The sequence below is a fragment of the Microvirgula aerodenitrificans DSM 15089 genome (assembly GCF_000620105.1).
GTDB lineage: Bacteria > Pseudomonadota > Gammaproteobacteria > Burkholderiales > Aquaspirillaceae > Microvirgula > Microvirgula aerodenitrificans.
Genome location: NZ_JHVK01000001.1, coordinates 75221 through 91360, shown reverse-complemented (window position 1 = coordinate 91360; position 16140 = coordinate 75221). Strand labels below are relative to the sequence as shown.

Below are 16140 nucleotides of genomic sequence, written 5' to 3'. Positions count from 1 at the left end.
ATGCCACCCGGATGCGATGTTCCACGGTAAAGCCCCCATGCCACCAGAAGCCACAGCCCCCGTACGCAAGTTCCGACTGCTGACCGATACCCTGATCCATGCCATGCGCAGCGGGGCGATGAAACCCGGCGACCGCCTGCCATCGGTGCGCGCGCTATGCCGTATCCACCAGCTCAGCACCAGTACCGTGCGCCGCGTACTGGAGGACCTGGAAGCGGCCGGCCTGATCGAGGCGCAGCCGCGACGCGGCTATTTCGTTCTCGAACCGCGCATGCCGTCGCCGTCGCCGTCCGCGTCCCGGCCACAGAAGGTCGCGGTCGCACCGCTGGCGCTGCGCCTGTTCGACGCGCTGCGCGACAGCCATATCGCGCCGTTCGGCTCGCCGTTCATCGAACCGGCCTGGCTTGATCTCGACCGGGTCAACTACCACCTGCGCCAGGCCGCCCGGCGCTTCTCCCCCGAGCGCGGGCTGCGCGACCTGCCGCCCGGCAGTGACGCGCTGCGCCAGCAGATCGCCCGCCGCGCCCTGCATCAGGGGGTCACGCTGGACTGGGAGGAAACCGTCATCACCTGCGGCGCCATGGAGGCACTGAACCTGGCCCTGCGCGCCGTGGCCCGGCCCGGCGACGTGATCGCGGTCGAATCGCCCACTTTCTACGGCCTGCTGCACGCCATCGAAAACAACGGCATGCAGGCGCTGGAGATCCGCACCGACCCGGCACGCGGCATCGACCTCGACGAACTGGATGCCGCCATCCCGCGCCACAACGTCGCTGCCTGCCTGCTGATGCCCTCGCTGCAGAATCCGCTGGGGTTCGTCATGCGTGAAGCCGACAAGCAGCGGCTGATCGACATCCTCGAACGCCACCGGATCCCGCTGATCGAGGACGACGCCTATCGCGAGCTGGCGTTCTCCGACGTGCCGTACCGGCCGGTCAAGCATTACGACCGCAGCGGCCGGGTGCTGTACTGCTCGACGTTCTCGAAGGCATTCTCGCCGGGACCGCGCATCGGCTGGCTCGCTGCCGGCCGTTACTACCGCGAGACGCTGCTGCTGAAGCTGATGGGCACGCTGGCCACGCCGATTCCGAACCAGATGGCGGTCGCCAGCTATCTGCAGCATGAAAAGCCGGACCGGCGCCTGGCCCAGCTGCGCCGCCGCCTGTCCGGCCAGCTGGCGCGGCTGGCCGACGAGGTCGAACGGCACTTCCCGCCCGGCACCCGCGTGTCACGCCCCGCCGGCGGCTACGTACTGTGGGCCGCCCTGCCGGACAACGTCGATACCCTGGCCGCCTACGACGCTACCATTGCCGACGGCATGAGCTACGTACCCGGCACGATCTTTTCCCCGTCCGGCCGCTTCGGCCACTGCCTGCGCCTGAACGGCGGCTTCGACTTCGACCGCGATGCGCTGGCCCGCCTGGCCCGGCTGGGGCGGCGGCTGACAACGGGCTGAGCGCCAGGGCAGTGCGCGCCCGCTTGCCGTTACGGGTGTTGCGCCGCCCAGCGCAGCGCCCGGGCCAGCAGTTCGTCACTGGCGGCGGACAGCGCCGCCACGCCGGCGGCCGCGTCGGCGCCGGCCGGCTTTTCCACGCTCAGCCGCGTGCTGTCGACCAGGCGGCCGTCGCGACCGTCACGCAGGCTCAGTGACGCGTCGACGCGGCCGACGCTGTCGGTCGGCGACGAGAACACCTGGCTGAAGTCGTTCAGGCGGATATCGAGAGTCCGCATCCCGGCCTGCGGTGCCGGATCGATGCGCTCTCCGACCAGGTTCGGCACCGCCGACGCCCAGGCACTGCCGGCATAGCGGTAGAGGCGGTGCGGATCGCGATAGGCCAGCCGGTAGTACATGTCGCGGCCGTCCAGCCAGCTTGCCGCCGAGACGGTGACACTCAGCGGCGCGCGCGCCATGCTCCGGGTGTCCAGGGTAAAGCGCGCCGGCCGGGCGACCGGTGCCAGTGCGCAGGCACTCAGGGCCAGCGCGGCCGCGAGGATGAGGAGGGTGGGCAGCCGTTTCATTGATGAGGGTCCTTTTCCCCGGCAAATCCCGGCTCGCCCGGGCCCGGCGGCTCGCTGGCCGCACCGCGCAACAGCTGCTGCGGATCACGCCGCTGCGACTCGATCAGCCGATCGAGCGAGGCGCTGGTCCGCCGCAGTTCATCTACCGCCCGCCGCACTTCCGGCAGCACGCCACGGTCGGCGCGCTCGCCGAGCGCACCGAGACGATCGGCGGTCTGACTGACCGAGCGGGCAGCAGCGACCACACTCTGGTCGATGCGGGCCAGGCTGCCACGGCTCTGCTCGCTCAGCGCCTGCAGGCTCTGCATCAGCGCACGGCTGTCGCGCAGCGCGGCACGGGCGTCCTTGCCCAGCGCCGGCAATTCGCGACTGCTGCGGTCGAGATTGGCCAGCAGCGAGGCAATATGTTCGCGGTTGTCCGCATTCAGAATGTCGTTGACGTGCGCGGCCAGCCTGCGCACTTCGAGCATGGTTTCCGGAATCAGCAGGCCGACTTCCTGCAGCATGGAGGGCGCGACCTCGATCACGTCGCGCTCCGGGTCGAAGGCCGGCCCGCCGCCGTCATCGATCAGTTCGACGAAGGACAGCCCGGTCACGCCCTGGGTGCCGAGCTTGGCGTGCAGCTTGCGGCTGAAATGCAGGCCGGGGTCGATCTTGGCGGTCATGCGCACCTTTTGCATGTCGACCGGATCGATGCGCATGCTGGTCAGCCGCCCGACCTGCAGTCCGCGCAGCAGCACCGGCGCTTCCGGCCGCAGCCCGGCGACCGACTGGCTGGCGACCAGCTGGTAGTCGACCGGCCGCGTACCGCCGCCGCTCATCCACACCACCATGGCGACCAGCAGCGCCAGCAGCGTCAGGGTGAATACCCCGGTCCACAGGGCCAGGCTCTTGCTTTCCATCAGGATTCTCCGGCGGCGTCCCGACCGCTGGCGGCGGGAGGATTCCCGCCGGCGGTCGTGGCGAATTCCGCCCCGAAATAGGATTGAATGAACGGGTGCTGCACCTGGCAGATCTGCGCCAGCGTACCGATGGCGACCAGTTTCCGGTCGGCCAGCACGGCGACCCGGTCGACCAGCCGGCGCATGCGCGCCAGGTCATGGGTCACCATGACGGCGGTCAGCTGATGGCGCTGGCGGGTTTCCAGGATCAGGTCGACGAAGCTCTGCGCCGACAGCGGGTCGAGGCCCGAGGTCGGCTCGTCGAGGAACAGCAGTTCCGGGTCCAGTGCCAGTGAGCGCGCCAGCGCCACGCGCTTGACCATGCCGCCGGACAGCGCCGACGGCGGCTTGTGCAGGTCGGCACTGGCAATGCCGACTTCATCGAGCTTCAGCCGGGCGACCATGCTGGCCACATCGGCCGGCATCCGTGCCGCCTTCAGCGGCAGCATGACGTTTTCCAGCACGCTGAGACTGCCGAACAGCGCGCCGAACTGGAACACCACGCCGAGACGGCGACGCAGCGCACGCTGGCGCATGAACGACATCTGGCCGGGGCGCTCGCCGAGCACGGTCACGCTGCCGGCGGCCGGTTCGGTCAGGCCGATCATGTGCTGCAGCAGCGTGGTCTTGCCGCTGCCGGAGCCGCCGACCAGCGCCAGCACCTCGCCGGTCGCGACCTGCAGCGAAATGTCGTCGTGAATGACCCGCCCGCCAAGCACGGTATGGATATGGGACAGCTGGATGGCGATCGGCACGGTCACTGGACCTGGAACGGAGAGAACAGGATGGCGAACACGGCATCGGCCAGGATCACCAGCGTGATGGACACCACCACCGCACGGGTGGTGGCCGCACCGAGGCTTTCGCTGTTCGGCGCGACGCCGAGCCCGTTGCGGCAGGCCACCAGACCGATCAGCGCCCCGAACACCAGTGACTTGCCCAGCCCGAGATACAGGTGCTTGACGGCGACGGCGGTCGGAAAGCGGTCGATGAACACCGCCAGCGGCAGATCCAGCGATACCCATGCTGCCAGCGCGCCGCCGATCAGCGCCATCACGTCGGTCCACAGCGCCACCAGCGGCATGGCAATGATCAGTGCCACCACCCGGGGCCATACCAGACTCAGGTTCGGCGACAGGCCCATCGCCAGCATGGCATCGAGCTCCTGGCGGATTTTCATCACCCCGAGTTCGGCCGTGATCGCCGAGCCGGAGCGACCGGCGACCAGGATCGCCGCCAGCATCGGCCCCAGTTCGCGCAGGATGCCGACGCCGAGCAGGTCAACCACCAGAATATTGGCGCCATAGCGGGCCAGTTGCTGCGCCGACAGATAGCTGAGCACGATGCCGATCAGAAAACCGACCAGCGCGGTGATGCCGAGCGCCTTGACCCCGACGCGGAACAGGTTGGCCGACAGGCCGCGCCACGGCATGTCGACCGGATAGCGGAGAATCCAGCCGCTGGCAATCAGCAGCTGGCCGAACAGCATGGTCACGTCGCGCAGTTGCCGGCACAGGGTCAGCATCACGTCACCGACGAAGACCGGCAGGATGCGCCAGCCGGAGGCCTGTCCGCCGGGTGGCGCCGGCAGGGGCGGCAGCGCAGCCAGCCGTGCCAGCAGGACGCGCAGCGGCTCGGCCGCCGTCACGGCCTGCGGCCAGCGCTGTCCCCACACCTGCCACAGCAGGGCGGCACCGCAACTGTCGAGGTGGCCGATGGCGTCGAGATTCCAGCCGGCGGCCTGTGCGGCCGCCTGCTCCAGCCGCTCGCGGAACCGCGCATCCGCCGCCGACAGACCACTCTGGGTCCAGTCGCCGAGCAACGTCAGTGTCCCGTCGGCGGTATCGACCTTCAGCCCGGGAGGATTCATCCGCGAGCGCCCCTTTCCATCATGCCAGTGGCACGAGTTTACAGGGTGATGCGGGTTCCCAGCACCTGCAGAAACTGCGCCAGCCATGCCGGGTGCGCCGGCCAGGCCGGCGCGGTGACCAGATTGCCGTCGGTATGGGCGCTGTCGACCGGGATCGCCTGGTAGCGACCGCCGGCCAGCGTGACCTCGGGCGCGCAGGCCGGGTAGGCCGAACACTCGCGCCCGTCCAGCACGCCGGCGGCCGCCAGCAGCTGGGCGCCGTGGCAGACGGCCGCGATCGGCTTTTTGTGCGCGGCGAAGTGGCGGACGATATTCAGCACCCTGTCGTTGAGGCGCAGGTATTCGGGTGCCCGCCCGCCGGGAATCAGCAGTGCGTCGTAATCGGCGGCATCGATATCGGCAAAGTCGGCATTCAGCGCGAAGCGGTGGCCGGGCTTCTCGCTGTAGGTCTGGGCGCCGTCGAAGTCATGGATGGCGGTCTGCACATGCTCGCCGGCCTTTTTGTCCGGGCACACCGCATGCACGATATGGCCCACCATGGTCAGCGCCTGGAACGGCACCATGGTTTCGTAGTCTTCGGCATAGTCGCCGACCAGCATCAGGATTTTCTTCGCTGCCATCGCTGTCACCTCTTCGCATCGAATCGCCCCAGCGGCGATCCACCGCGTTCAGCATAGCCCTCCGGGGCAGCCGGCGCGCGAGGATGAAAAAAAGCAGGCGCGAGGCCTGCTTCTTCGATGCGAAACACGATGGCACGGCCCGTTACCAGACCTTCAGGTAAGCAAGCATGCCTTCGGCAGCCTGGCGGCCTTCGAATACCGCCCGCACCACCAGATCGGCGCCACGAACCTGGTCACCGCCGGCGAACACCTTCGGGTTGCTGGTCTGGAACTTGTACAGCTGCTTTTCCGCCGCACGGGTGCGACCTCGCTCGTCGGTGGCAATCGATGCACCGTCGAACCACGACTGCCGCTCGGCCTGGAAGCCGAAGGCGATGATGACGTGGTCGCACTCGATGACCTGCTCGCTGCCCGATACCACTTCGGCCGAGCGGCGGCCCTTCGCGTCCGGCTCGCCAAGCCGGGTTTCCGCCAGCTTCAGCCGCAGCGACCCATCGGCAGCGGCTTCGATCGCCACCGGCTGACGGTTCCACAGGAATTCGACGCCTTCCTCGCGCGCATTGCCGACTTCGCGCCGGGAACCCGGCATATTGGCCTCGTCGCGACGATAGGCGCAGATCACCCGCTTCGCGCCCTGACGGATCGAAGTGCGGTTGCAGTCCATCGCCGTGTCGCCGCCGCCCAGCACGACCACGCGCTTGCCTTCCATGCTGACCGGCGCTTCGTCCTTCAGCGTGCCAAGGCTCTGGCGCACGTTGTTGATCAGGAACGGCAGCGCTTCCATCACGCCCGGCAGCGCCTCACCGGCAAAGCCGCCCTTCATGTACTGGTAGGCGCCCATGCCCATGAACACCGCGTCGTACTCGCCCAGCAGCGTGTCGATGCTGATGTCGCGGCCGATCTCGACGCCGAGGCGGAATTCGACGCCCATGCCTTCCATGATTTCGCGACGACGCGCGACCACGGATTTTTCCAGCTTGAACTCGGGAATGCCGAAGGTCAGCAGCCCGCCGATTTCCTCATAGCGGTCGAACACCACCGGCTTCACGCCGTTGCGCACCAGCACGTCGGCGCAGCCGAGGCCGGCCGGGCCGGCACCGATGACGGCGACCTTCCGGTCGGTCCATACCACCTTGCTCATGTCCGGACGCCAGCCGGCCTTGAACGCCTCGTCGGTAATGTACTTTTCGACCGAGCCGATGCTGACCGCGCCGAAGCCGCCCTGGTTCAGGGTACAGCTGCCTTCGCACAGGCGGTCCTGCGGGCAGACGCGACCGCAGATTTCCGGCAGCGAGTTGGTCTTGTGCGACAGCTCGGCCGCCTCGAACAATTTGCCTTCCGTCACCAGCTTCAGCCAGTTCGGGATGTAGTTGTGCACCGGGCACTCCCACTCGCAGTACGGATTGCCGCAGGACAGGCAGCGGCCAGCCTGCTCGTCCGCGTCATGCGCGTCCAGCGGTGTGTAGATTTCGATGAACTTGCGCCGGCGCAATTCGGCGGGAAGCTTCTCGCCCGGATTGCGCTGCACGTTCATGAACTGGAATACGTCACCCATGATTATGTTCCAGTGAGCCGCGCGCGAATCATTGCCCGCGCGCGGCGGATTTCCCCGGGGACGGCCGGCCCGTGGCGCGGCAGCCCCCCTCTGTGACCCGGGTCCGGGCGCGGTCCCGCGCCCGTCCCGTTTGCAGCATCAGTCTTTCAGCAGGCTTTCGAGCGTGGCCGCCTTCGGTTTCACCAGCCAGAAGTAGTCGACGTAGTCGTCGAAGTTTTCCAGCATCGCGCGACCGACCACCGATCCGGTGAATTCGACATGCCTGGCGATCTTGTCGAGCAGATAGGCACGGTACATGCCGGTCGCTTCGTTGTTGATCAGGTGAATGTCGACCAGTTCGTTGTTGTAGCGGTAGGCAAAGCGCTCATTCGGGTCGTAGACGAAGCCGAAGCCGCCGGTCATGCCGGCACCGAAGTTGTAGCCGGTTTCACCAAGCACGATGACCACGCCGCCGGTCATGTATTCGCAGCAATGGTCGCCCGCACCTTCGATGACCGCCAGCGCGCCGGAGTTGCGCACGCCGAAGCGCTCGCCGGCCATGCCGGCCGCGAACAGCTGACCACCGGTGGCGCCGTACAGGCAGGTGTTGCCGACGATGATCGACGCATTCGATGCGTAGGCGGCCTGTTTCGGCGGGTAGATGACGATGCGGCCACCGGCCATGCCCTTGCCGACGTAGTCGTTGGCATCGCCTTCGAGGTCCAGATGCAGACCGCGCGAGTTCCAGACCCCGAAGCTCTGACCGGCGGAACCGTGGAACCTGAAGGTCAGGCAGCCGTCGGGCAGGCCGTCGGCGCCGTAGCGGCGGGCAATCTCGCCCGACACCCGCGCACCGATCGAGCGGTTGATGTTGCGGATCGGATAGTCGAGCGTCAGCATCGCCTTGTGCTCGATGGCATCCATCGCGTCGACCACCATCTGCTCGGCCAGCTCACCCTTGTCGAAGCTCGGGTTCGAGTCGACCACGCAGAAGCGCGGTTCGCTGTCGGGAATGTCGCCCATCGACACCAGTTCGGACAGGTCCAGCCGCTTCTGGCGGTCGGTCCTGCCTTCGGCCAGTTCGATCAGGTCGAGGCGGCCGATCAGTTCTTCCATCGAGCGCACGCCGAGCTTCGCCATCCATTCGCGCGTTTCCTGCGCGACGAAGGTGAAGTAGTTCATGACCATTTCCGGCAGGCCGATGAAGTACTTGCTGCGCAGCTTGATTTCCTGGGTCGCCACGCCGGTGGCGCAGTTGTTCAGGTGGCAGATGCGCAGGAACTTGCAGCCCAGCGCAATCATCGGGCCGGTACCGAAGCCGAACGACTCGGCGCCGAGGATAGCGGCCTTGATCACGTCGAGGCCGGTTTTCAGGCCACCGTCGGTCTGCATCCGCACCCGGCCGCGCAGGCCGTTGGCGCGCAGCACCTGCTGGGCTTCGGTCAGGCCGAGTTCCCACGGGCTGCCGGCATACTTGACCGAGGTCAGCGGGCTGGCGCCGGTACCGCCGTCATAGCCGGAGATGGTGATCAGGTCGGCATAGGCCTTGGCCACGCCGGCGGCAATGGTGCCGACGCCGGGTTCGGCCACCAGCTTGACGCTGACCAGTGCGGTCGGGTTCACCTGCTTGAGGTCGAAGATCAGCTGGGACAGATCCTCGATCGAGTAGATGTCGTGGTGCGGCGGCGGCGAGATCAGGCTGATGCCGGGCTTGGCGCAGCGCAGGCGGGCGATCAGCGGGCTGACCTTGTCGCCCGGCAGCTGGCCACCTTCGCCGGGCTTGGCGCCCTGCGCCACCTTGATCTGCAGCACTTCGGCATTGACCAGGTAATGCGGGGTCACGCCGAAGCGGCCGGAGGCGACCTGCTTGATCTTCGACATCCGTTCGGTGCCGTAGCGGGCCGGGTCTTCGCCGCCCTCGCCGGAGTTCGAGCGGCCGCCGAGGCGGTTCATCGCCGTGGCCATCGCTTCGTGGGCTTCCGGGCTCAGCGCGCCGAGCGACATGCCGGCCGAGTCGAAGCGCTTCAGGATCGCCTCGACCGATTCGACCTGGTCGATGTCGATGGCCTGCGCCGGATCGAGCTTCAGCCCCATCAGGTCACGGAACATCGCCACCGGGCGGGTGTTGACCATGTGGGCATAGGTCTGCCACGCATCGTAGTCGGTGTTCTGCACCGCCTTCTGCAGCATCATCACCACGTCCGGGTTGTACGCGTGGTACTCCTCGCCGTGGACGTACTTCAGCAGCCCACCCTGCGACAGCGGCCGCATCGGGTTGAAGGCAAAGCGGGTCAGCGCCTGCTGGTCGGACTCGAAGTCCTCGAAGCGGGCGCCGGAGATGCGCGACGTGGTGCCGCGCAGGCACAGCTCGACCACGTCCTCGTGAACGCCGACCGCTTCGAACAGCTGCGAGCCGCGATAGCTGGCGACGGTGGAAATCCCCATCTTCGACAGTACCTTCAGCAGGCCCTTGTTGATGCCCTTGCGGTAGTGCTGCAGCGCCTCGTTGATCTTCTGGCCGACGACGACCTGGGTGTTGACCAGATCGACGATGACCTGGTACGCCAGGTACGGGTAGACCCCGGTCGCGCCATAGCCGATCAGGCAGGCGATCTGGTGCGGGTCGCGCGCGGTGGCGGTCTCGACCAGGATGTTGGTGCGACAGCGCAGGCCGGTCTCGATCAGCGCATGGTGCACGGCGCCGGTGGCGAACAGGGCATGGATCGGCAGGCGGTTGTGCGCGACATTGCGGTCGGACAGCACGACAATGACCGTACCTTCGCGCACCGCCTCGACCACGTGCCCGGTCAGGCGGCGGATCGCCGCTTCCAGGTCGATGTCCGCCGGGTCGTAGCACAGGTCGAAGGTGGTCGCCTTCAGGTTGGGGTCCGGACGGGTGGTCAGGTGAACGAATTTCTCGTGGCTCAGTACCGGGCTGCGCACTTCGAGCCGCTTCGCGTGTTCGGCGGTTTCCTCGAACATGTTGCGTTCAGGGCCGAAGACGGTGTTCAGCGACATGACCACCGCTTCGCGGATCGGGTCGATCGGCGGGTTGGTGACCTGGGCGAACTGCTGACGCAGGAAGTCGAACGGCGAGCGCACGCGTTCGGACAGCACCGCCATCGGCGTGTCGTCCCCCATCGAGCCGACTGCTTCCTGGGCCTGTTCGGCCAGCACGCGCAGCACCTGGTCGCGTTCTTCGGCACTGACGTTGAACAGCTTCTGGTAGATGGCCAGTTGCTCGGGCGGCATTACCGCCAGCGTGGTGTCGTCGTCGAGCGAGAATTCGAGCTTGCGCGCGTTGTCCTTGATCCACTGCCGGTACGGCTTGGCGGTCTTCAGCATCGCGTCGATGTCGTCCGGCAGCAACAGCTCGCCGGTGCTCAGGTCGGCGCCGAAGATCTGGCCCGGCTTGACCCGGCCCTTGGTGACCACGTCTTCAGGGGCGTAGTCCCACACGCCCACTTCGGACGAGATGGTCAGGATGCGGTCCCTGGTGACCACGTAGCGCGCCGGACGCAGGCCGTTGCGGTCGAGCATGCAGGCGGCGTAGCGCCCGTCGGTCAGCACGATGCCGGCCGGGCCGTCCCACGGCTCCATGTGCATCGAGTTGAATTCGTAGAAGGCGCGCAGGTCCTTGTCGGTCGAGTCGACGTTCTGCCAGGCCGGCGGTACCAGCAGGCGCAGGGCGCGGAACAGCGGGATGCCGCCCATCAGCAGGCCTTCGAGCATATTGTCGAGGCTCATCGAGTCGGAGCCGTCGACCTGCACGATCGGACGCACCGCGTCCATGTCCAGCACCGGCGATTCCATGATCCGCTCGCGGGCGCGGGCCCAGTAGCGGTTGCCCTGCACGGTGTTGATTTCACCGTTGTGCGCCAGGTAGCGGAACGGCTGCGCCAGCTTCCACTGCGGCCAGGTATTGGTCGAGAAGCGCTGGTGGAACACGGCCAGGCTCGACTCGAAACGCGGGTCGTTCAGGTCGAGGAAGAACAGCGGCAGGTTGTCCGGCGTGACCAGGCCCTTGTACGACAGGGTGTCCGGGTTCAGGGTCGGAATGTAGAAGGACTTGTCGCCCTGATTGGCCTTTTCGGCCAGCCGGCGGCCAACGTACAGGCTGCGCTTGAACGCCGCCTCCTCCATCCCGAACGGACAGTTGACGAAGACCTGCTTGATCACCGGCAGCGTCTTCAGTGCATATTCACCACAGGCCGACACATCGGTCGGCACGTCGCGATAGCCGGCGACTTCCAGCCCCTGCTGTTCGAGCGTCTCGCTCAACCGGGCCAGCGACGCCTGGCCGACCGCGGGGTCGGCACCGACGAACACCAGACCGGCCGCGTAGATTTTCTTCAGCGCGATGCCGCTTTCGGCGGCGACTTCACGCAGGAAGCCGTCGGGTTTGCGAAAAAGCAGGCCACAGCCGTCACCCGACTTGCCATCGGCGGCAACCGCGCCGCGGTGGGTCAGTTGGGCCAGCGAACTGATGGCGGTCTTGACCAGCCAGTGGGACGGCTGATCGTCAAGCTGCGCGATCAGGCCGAAGCCACAGCTGTCCTGCTCGAAGGCGGGGCGATACAAGGTCCCCCGCAACCACTGCTGTCTTTCCATTACTGCCTGCCTAACAATCATGAATCAATGACACGGATGTGAACGATTGTAGGGTCGCACGGGCACCAGCGGCAAACCTTTTTTGTGCATTGCATTATCAATTTCAAATCAATGACTTGCCGTTTTTTTCTGCTGATTTTTCCCGTCAGTTTGTACATATTTGCGTCAGAATTTTCCGTACTTCGGACATGACTGTTTAATATTCCGCACCAGATGTTTGATCTTTTTTTACACCCGGGACCGGACAAAATGCTGATTGCCGGACAAGAAAAATGCCGCGGCAAGCGGCATTCGGGGATTTGATGCCAAAAATCCGGCTCAGGCCGCAGCCAGCCAGTCGCGCGGCGGCAGGAAAGCGTCAAGCAGCCGCGCTTCGTCACTGCCGGCGGCCGGCGCATGCGCATAGCGCCACTCGACTCTGGGCGGCATTGACATCAGGATCGACTCGGTGCGTCCCCCCGACTGCAGGCCGAACAGCGTGCCGCGATCGTAGACCAGGTTGAATTCGACGTAGCGTCCGCGACGGATCGCCTGCCACTCGCGTTCGCGCTCGCCGAAGGGCAGATCGCCGCGCCGCGCCAGGATCGGCAGGTAGGCGCCGAGAAAGGCGTCGCCAACCGAGCGCGTCAGCGCAAAGCTGCGCTCGTAGCCAAGGTCGTTCAGGTCGTCGAAGAAGATGCCGCCGATGCCGCGCGCCTCATTGCGGTGCTTGAGGAAGAAGTAGCGGTCACACCAGGCCTTGTAGGCCGGATGGCGATCGGCGCCGAAGGGCGCCAGCGCGTCGCGACAGGCGGTGTGGAAATGGCGGGCGTCGTCCTCGAAGCCGTAATACGGCGTCAGGTCCATGCCGCCGCCGAACCACCACACCGGTGCCTCGCCGTCGCGGGTGGCGACGAACACCCGCACGTTCATGTGCGTGGTCGGTGCATACGGATTGCGCGGATGCAGCACCAGCGACACGCCGAGCGCCTCGAAGCCGCGGCCGGCCAGTTCCGGGCGCGAGGCCGAGGCCGACGGCGGCAGACAGGCGCCGCTGACATGGGAGAAATTCACCCCGCCGCGCTCGAACACATTGCCGCCCTCGATCACGCAGCTGGTGCCGCCGCCGCCTTCGGGACGTGTCCAGCTGTCGCGGACGAAGGCCTGGCCGTCCAGCGCTTCCAGGCTGCCGACGATGCGCGCCTGCAGGCCGGTGAAATAGGTTTTGAGTTCGGTAACGGAGAGCATGGCGGGCGGGAGGCAGTCGGAAACCGGTATTGTAACGGCATTGCCTCCCGTGCCCATGCCGATCGGCCGGCTCAGTCCGCCAGCGCCCGGGTCAGGTCGTCGATCAGGTCATCCGCGTCCTCGATGCCGATCGACAGCCGCAGCATGCCTTCGCGGATGCCGCAGGCCGCTTTGACCTCGGCCGGCATCGAACCGTGCGACATGGTCGCCGAGTGGTTGACGATGCTTTCGACGCCGCCGAGCGACTCGCCAAGCGCGAACAGCTGCAGCCGGTCAGCCACCCGCGCGGCGGCAGCACGGCTGTTGTCGCGCAGATAAATGGTGACGATGCCGCCGAAGCCGCGCATCTGCCGGCGGGCCAGCGCATGCTGCGGATGGCTGGCCAGTCCCGGATAGATGACCTTTTCCACTGCAGGCTGCCCCTGCAGCCATTCGGCGATGCGACCGGCGTTTTCCTCATGTCGCTGCATGCGCAGATGCAGGGTCTTGATGCCGCGCAGCACCAGAAAGGAATCCTGCGGGCCGGCAACGGCGCCAGCGCTGTTCTGCACCAGCTTCATCTGCTGGAACAGCGCGTCGTCGTCGACGCAGGCCACGCCCAGCAGCACGTCGGAGTGACCGCCAAGGTATTTGGTGGCCGAGTGGACAATGATGTCGATGCCGAAGTCACGCGGCGACTGCAGGTAGGGCGAGGCGAAGGTATTGTCGATCGCGGTCGGCACGCCACGCGCGCGGCAGATCGACGCGACCCGTTCCAGGTCGACGATGTTCAGCAGCGGGTTGGTCGGCGACTCCAGCCACACCAGCCGGGTACGCTCGCTGATCAGCGCGTTCAGCTGCCCGGGGTCGCTCGCCAGGTCGGCGAAGGTCACGATCACGCCGGACGGCTGGTACAGCCGGGTCAGCAGCCGGTAGGCGCCGCCATAGCAGTCGGCGACGGCGATGATCTCGTCGCCCGGCTTCAGCATCGCGCGCAGCACGCTGTCGATGGCCGCCATGCCGCTGCCGAAGGCCAGGCCGTACTTCATGCCTTCCAGTGCGGCGACATTGGCTTCGAGTGCCGCCCGGGTCGGGTTGCCGGAGCGCGAATAGCAGAACGGCTGCTCATCGCCGAGGTGGTCATAGCTGAAGATCGAGGTCTGATAGATCGGCGGCATCACCGCATGGGTGGTGGCGTCACGCTCATAGCCGGCGTGAATGGCTCGGGTTGCGAATTTCATGGCAGTAAGGATGACGGACGGAGCGGACTAGCATAGCAGGGTGGCCCGCGCACGTGTCACTGGCATGATCGCGCGTGTCAAGTCGTGGCAACGCCATTTTATTCCTCACGGATATCAAGGTGTTATCTGCCATTTTTTTGAATTAGAGCAAAAACTCTTATTGTCTGACAAAAACGGTCACCTGCAGAAAACAATGCCTCAAAACCCTTGATCTGTTTCAGCTTTTCCCTCGTCAGAACTTTACATCGCCAGGCAAAAGTCTTACCTTCGGCTCCTTCGCAGTCAATTCAACCTTTCGAATGGCTCTTACCCGTGTTTTTGACCTGATCCGCCACCAGCTCGCCTCCTACCCCCGCCCGGACTGCCTCAATGCCCGGGACGGCCACGGCTGGCGCAGCTACAGTACCCAGGACGTTGTCGACACCGCCGACCGCCTGAGTCATGGCCTGCTGGCCATGGGCATCCGCCGCGGCGACAAGGTGGCGCTGGTATCGAACAACTGCCCGGAGTGGCTGCTGGTCGACCTCGCCCTGCAACAGATCGGCGCGATCAGCGTCCCGCTGTACCCGACCCTGCCGGTCGACGACATGCGCTACATCGTCGACCATGCCGGCATCAAGCTGGCGTTCGCCGGCGACAAGGCGCTGTTCCAGCGCATCACCGAAGCCACCAGCCACCTGCCCGCCTGCCCGGTCTACACCTTTGCCGATGTCGCCGGTGCGCCGTCCTGGCATGAAGTGCTGCTGCGCGGCGGCGATGGTCACCCGGCCGTGCTTGATGCGCTGCGCGACTCGGTACAGGCCGATGACCTGCTGACCATCATCTACACCTCCGGCACCACCGGGCGGCCCAAGGGCGTCATGCTGAGCCACCACAATGTGGTCAGCAACGCGATGGCCGTTTCGCGCTTCACGCCGCTGGAATACGGGATCTGGAAGGCGGTCAGCTTCCTGCCGCTGTCGCACGTGTTCGAGCGCAGCGTCACCTACATCTATTTCTATGCCGGCATTGGCGTGTATCACGCCAAGAATGTCGACGCGATCGCCGCGACCCTGGGCGATGTCCATCCGGAAGTGTTCACCACCGTTCCGCGCCTGCTGGAAAAGGTCTACGAAAAGCTGGTAGGCAAGCAGAACGAGCTGCATGGTGTCACCCGCAAGCTGTACCAGGCCGCGATCCGCCATGCCGAGACCTTCGAGCCGCGCGACAAGCCCGGCGTCATCGGCCGCCTGCGCCACCAGCTGTTCGACCGCCTGGTCTACAGCAAGTGGCGCGCCGCGCTCGGCGGCAACACAAAGATGATCGTGGTCGGTTCGGCCGCGCTGCAGCCGCGCCTGTCGCGCCTGTTCTGGGCCGCCGGCATCATCGTGTCCGAAGGTTATGGCATGACCGAGGCGTCGCCGATCCTGACCGGCAACGTGTTCAATGCCGAACACACCGCCATCGGCACCGTCGGCGTCCCGATGGACAATGTGGAAATCCGCATCGCGCCGGATGGCGAGATCATCGCCCGCGGGCCGAACATCATGCTCGGCTACTACCGCGACCCGGAGCAGACCGCCGAAGCCCTGAAGGACGGCTGGCTGCATACCGGCGACGTCGGCGAATTCGATGCCGAAGGCAATCTGCGCATCACCGATCGCAAGAAGGAAATGTTCAAGACCAGCTGCGGCAAGTATGTCGCGCCGCAGGTGATCGAGAACAAGCTGAAGGAATCGGCCTTTATCGATCAGGTGATGGTGGTCGGCGACGGCCGCAAGTACGCCAGTGCGCTGGTGGTGCCGCTGTTCGAGCAGCTGCGCGCCTGGTGCGTACAGCAGGGGCTGAACCTCAGAAGCGAAGCCGAGATGATCGCGCACCCGAAAGTCCGCGAGCTGATCGAGCACGAGGTCAAGCGCTTCAACCGCCTGTTCGGCAACTGGGAGCAGGTGAAGAAGATCGCGCTGGTCGACCGGCCATGGAGCATTGACGCCGGCGAGCTGGCGCCAACGCTGAAACTGCGCCGCAAGGTGATCACCGAACGCTTCCATACGCTGATCGACAGCATGTACGCGGGCCATGCCCTGTAAGCCGGGACCAGACGGCGACAAAGGTGGGC

General features: G+C 66.0%; 11 protein-coding genes. 2 read left to right on the top strand and 9 right to left on the bottom strand.

The window, feature by feature from the left end; translation table 11 throughout:
* Positions 1-37: 37 nt before the first annotated feature.
* On the top strand, positions 38-1456 hold the full coding sequence (locus tag Q352_RS0100465) for an aminotransferase-like domain-containing protein (RefSeq protein ID WP_036384665.1): 1419 nt from the start codon (positions 38-40) through the stop codon (positions 1454-1456).
* Between the two features lie 29 nt (positions 1457-1485).
* Here the strand turns inward: Q352_RS0100465 and Q352_RS19300 are convergent, their stop codons facing one another.
* The 9 genes from Q352_RS19300 to Q352_RS0100420 all read right to left on the bottom strand — a co-directional run bounded on the left by Q352_RS19300 (position 1486) and on the right by Q352_RS0100420 (position 14042).
* Positions 1486-2019 carry an ABC-type transport auxiliary lipoprotein family protein gene (locus tag Q352_RS19300; protein ID WP_051528579.1) on the bottom strand — a complete coding sequence of 178 codons (534 nt, stop codon included), beginning with the start codon at positions 2017-2019 and terminating at the stop codon, positions 1486-1488.
* On the bottom strand, positions 2016-2921 hold the full coding sequence (locus tag Q352_RS0100455; protein ID WP_028497625.1) for an MlaD family protein: 906 nt from the start codon (positions 2919-2921) through the stop codon (positions 2016-2018). Before Q352_RS0100455 ends, Q352_RS19300 begins: the two co-directional genes overlap by 4 nt.
* Positions 2921-3715, bottom strand: coding sequence for an ABC transporter ATP-binding protein (locus Q352_RS19295; protein WP_199489747.1), 795 nt, complete (start codon positions 3713-3715; stop codon positions 2921-2923). The genes Q352_RS0100455 and Q352_RS19295 overlap by 1 nt, the downstream gene beginning before the upstream one ends.
* 2 nt (positions 3716-3717) lie before the next feature.
* A complete protein-coding gene (locus Q352_RS0100445; RefSeq protein WP_028497624.1) occupies positions 3718-4830 on the bottom strand; it encodes an MlaE family ABC transporter permease in 1113 nt (370 codons plus the stop codon).
* A 38-nt stretch (positions 4831-4868) separates the two neighbouring features.
* Positions 4869-5450 (bottom strand): DJ-1/PfpI family protein, encoded by a 582-nt coding sequence (locus Q352_RS0100440; RefSeq protein ID WP_028497623.1) that lies wholly within the window; start codon positions 5448-5450, stop codon positions 4869-4871.
* A 142-nt stretch (positions 5451-5592) separates the two neighbouring features.
* A complete protein-coding gene (locus Q352_RS0100435; RefSeq protein ID WP_028497622.1) occupies positions 5593-7005 on the bottom strand; it encodes a glutamate synthase small subunit GltD family protein in 1413 nt (470 codons plus the stop codon).
* A gap of 138 nt (positions 7006-7143) precedes the next feature.
* Complete coding sequence (gltB, locus tag Q352_RS0100430) at positions 7144-11595, bottom strand: glutamate synthase large subunit (protein WP_028497621.1); 4452 nt, start codon at positions 11593-11595, stop codon at positions 7144-7146.
* Positions 11596-11913: 318 nt separating this feature from the next.
* Positions 11914-12822, bottom strand: a complete 909-nt coding sequence (hemF, locus tag Q352_RS0100425) for an oxygen-dependent coproporphyrinogen oxidase (protein WP_028497620.1) — start codon at positions 12820-12822, stop codon at positions 11914-11916.
* Between the two features lie 71 nt (positions 12823-12893).
* Positions 12894-14042: a trans-sulfuration enzyme family protein gene (locus tag Q352_RS0100420; protein ID WP_028497619.1), complete on the bottom strand. Its 1149-nt coding sequence runs from the start codon at positions 14040-14042 to the stop codon at positions 12894-12896.
* Positions 14043-14341: 299 nt separating this feature from the next.
* Between Q352_RS0100420 and Q352_RS0100415 the strand changes: the two genes are divergently transcribed.
* Entirely contained in the window at positions 14342-16111 is a 1770-nt protein-coding gene (locus Q352_RS0100415) for an AMP-dependent synthetase/ligase (protein WP_028497618.1), read from the top strand.
* The last annotated feature ends 29 nt before the right edge of the window (positions 16112-16140 follow it).

What these genes read in the sequence shown, in the direction of transcription:
- Q352_RS19300 (WP_051528579.1), bottom strand. Translation starts at nt 2,019, where the DNA reads ATGAAACGGCTGCCCACCCTCCTCATCCTCGCGGCCGCGCTGGCCCTG.
- Q352_RS0100465 (WP_036384665.1), top strand. Translation starts at nt 38, where the DNA reads ATGCCACCAGAAGCCACAGCCCCCGTACGCAAGTTCCGACTGCTGACC.
- Q352_RS0100415 (WP_028497618.1), top strand. Translation starts at nt 14,342, where the DNA reads ATGGCTCTTACCCGTGTTTTTGACCTGATCCGCCACCAGCTCGCCTCC.
- gltB (WP_028497621.1), bottom strand. Translation starts at nt 11,595, where the DNA reads ATGGAAAGACAGCAGTGGTTGCGGGGGACCTTGTATCGCCCCGCCTTC.
- Q352_RS0100420 (WP_028497619.1), bottom strand. Translation starts at nt 14,042, where the DNA reads ATGAAATTCGCAACCCGAGCCATTCACGCCGGCTATGAGCGTGACGCC.
- Q352_RS0100445 (WP_028497624.1), bottom strand. Translation starts at nt 4,830, where the DNA reads ATGAATCCTCCCGGGCTGAAGGTCGATACCGCCGACGGGACACTGACG.
- Q352_RS0100440 (WP_028497623.1), bottom strand. Translation starts at nt 5,450, where the DNA reads ATGGCAGCGAAGAAAATCCTGATGCTGGTCGGCGACTATGCCGAAGAC.
- Q352_RS0100435 (WP_028497622.1), bottom strand. Translation starts at nt 7,005, where the DNA reads ATGGGTGACGTATTCCAGTTCATGAACGTGCAGCGCAATCCGGGCGAG.
- Q352_RS0100455 (WP_028497625.1), bottom strand. Translation starts at nt 2,921, where the DNA reads ATGGAAAGCAAGAGCCTGGCCCTGTGGACCGGGGTATTCACCCTGACG.
- hemF (WP_028497620.1), bottom strand. Translation starts at nt 12,822, where the DNA reads ATGCTCTCCGTTACCGAACTCAAAACCTATTTCACCGGCCTGCAGGCG.